The sequence below is a fragment of the Alkalibacter mobilis genome (genome assembly GCF_015594845.1).
GTDB lineage: Bacteria > Bacillota > Clostridia > Eubacteriales > Alkalibacteraceae > Alkalibacter > Alkalibacter mobilis.
This window is the reverse complement of record NZ_JADNRK010000065.1, coordinates 1-1,500: the sequence shown is the minus strand read 5'-3', so window position 1 is coordinate 1,500 and position 1,500 is coordinate 1. Positions and strand designations below refer to the sequence as shown.

Here is a 1,500-nt window from a genome sequence, read left to right as displayed (position 1 = left end):
TGTTGTTAACTTGTGATAATGTCACCTTTAGATTCACTTGATAAAATGTCACATTCTATTAAACTGAAAATATGAAAAAAGGATGGATCACTTTGTCGCAAGAGCAGTTAAAGACCTATAAGGTCATCAACAGTTTTATCGAAAAGCATATCACAAGAGATCAGGCAGCACAGTTGCTCGGTCTTTCTACCCGCCAGATTAGTCGTATAAAGAAAGGAATTGTTGAATCTGGTGCTGAATCGTTGATTCATAAAAATACAGGTAGAAAGCCTGCACATGCCATTAAAGAGGAAATGAAGGAAGAGATCCTTGAAATTCGCTCCAACCCGGATTTTGACGGCATCAACTTCCTCCACTTTCAAGAAATTCTTGAAGACGAATATAAGATCAAAATCTCATATTCATCACTTACCAGTATACTAAAAAAACAAGGATATGAAAGCCCTAAAAAGAAAAAGACCCGTCGCCGTACTCATCGAAGAAAGCGAAAGGAACATCCAGGTCAACTTATACAGATTGATGCCACCCCTTTTGAGTGGTTTGGCGGAAATAGCAAGTATGCACTCCATGGAGCCATTGATGATGCTACCGGTCAAATCGTAGGACTGTACATGACGCAAAATGAATGCCTCTTCGGATACTTGGAAACCATGCGTCAGTGTTGTCTAGACTTTGGCGTTCCCCAGAGTCTTTACTCAGACAACCACACCATCTTCCGGTCTCCTAAAACGGGAAAACTGACGGTCGAGGAACTTATTGCCGGCCAAACAGTCAACCTGACCCAGTTTGGCCGATCTATGAATGAGTTGGGCATAGATATCATTTTTGCCAAATCCCCTCAAGCCAAGGGCCGAGTTGAAAGGATGTGGGATACCCTGCAGGGCAGATTGCCTGTAGAGTTTGCCAAACGTAAAATTCGTACAGTAGAGCAGGCAAACCAGTTTCTAGAGCTAGAATATCGGCACATGTTCAACATCAAATTCTCTGTAGAACCTGAAGGTGAGTCAATTTTTGTTCCTCTTGGCAATAAAGTCGACATTGACGAAATTTTATGTATCAAACATAATCGCAAAACCGATAATGCAGGTACATTTTCATTCAAGAACAGATGCTTTCAGATCCTTGACAAAGGATTCCCTATCATCTCTTCCAGGAAAGAGATTGAAGTTCTTGTAAATCCGAGATTTGGTATACGGGTCAGTTACAAGGATCAAACTTATGATGTCATCCGTTACATAAAGCCTCAAAATAAAAATACCAAAGAAAAGTCGGTAAGTAAAAATATCACCAAACAAATCACTCCCCATATGATTCACGGATCTGACCAGTGGAAAAATATCTGGTGGGCAGAAGATTACAACCTGTCATTGAAGTTTCTTTACGAATTATTCTTTGAAAAACAACAGTCTGTCTCAATTTAATATGAGACAGACTGAAAAAGAGACATTTTCTAACGATAATTACTTTAAAAAAAAGAGACATTTTCTCAAGTTATTGACA

The 1,500-nt window shown here is 39.4% G+C and carries 1 protein-coding gene; it reads left to right on the top strand.

Features of this window, described 5'->3' with window-relative positions:
• Positions 1 to 71 precede the first annotated feature (71 nt).
• Positions 72 to 1,421 (top strand): ISNCY family transposase, encoded by a 1,350-nt coding sequence (locus IWB18_RS12385; RefSeq protein WP_195683925.1) that lies wholly within the window; start codon positions 72 to 74, stop codon positions 1,419 to 1,421.
• The last annotated feature ends 79 nt before the right edge of the window (positions 1,422 to 1,500 follow it).

Bases quoted from the DNA above. Each gene is read 5' to 3' on its own strand.
- IWB18_RS12385 (WP_195683925.1), top strand. From the start codon at position 72: ATGAAAAAAGGATGGATCACTTTGTCGCAAGAGCAGTTAAAGACCTAT.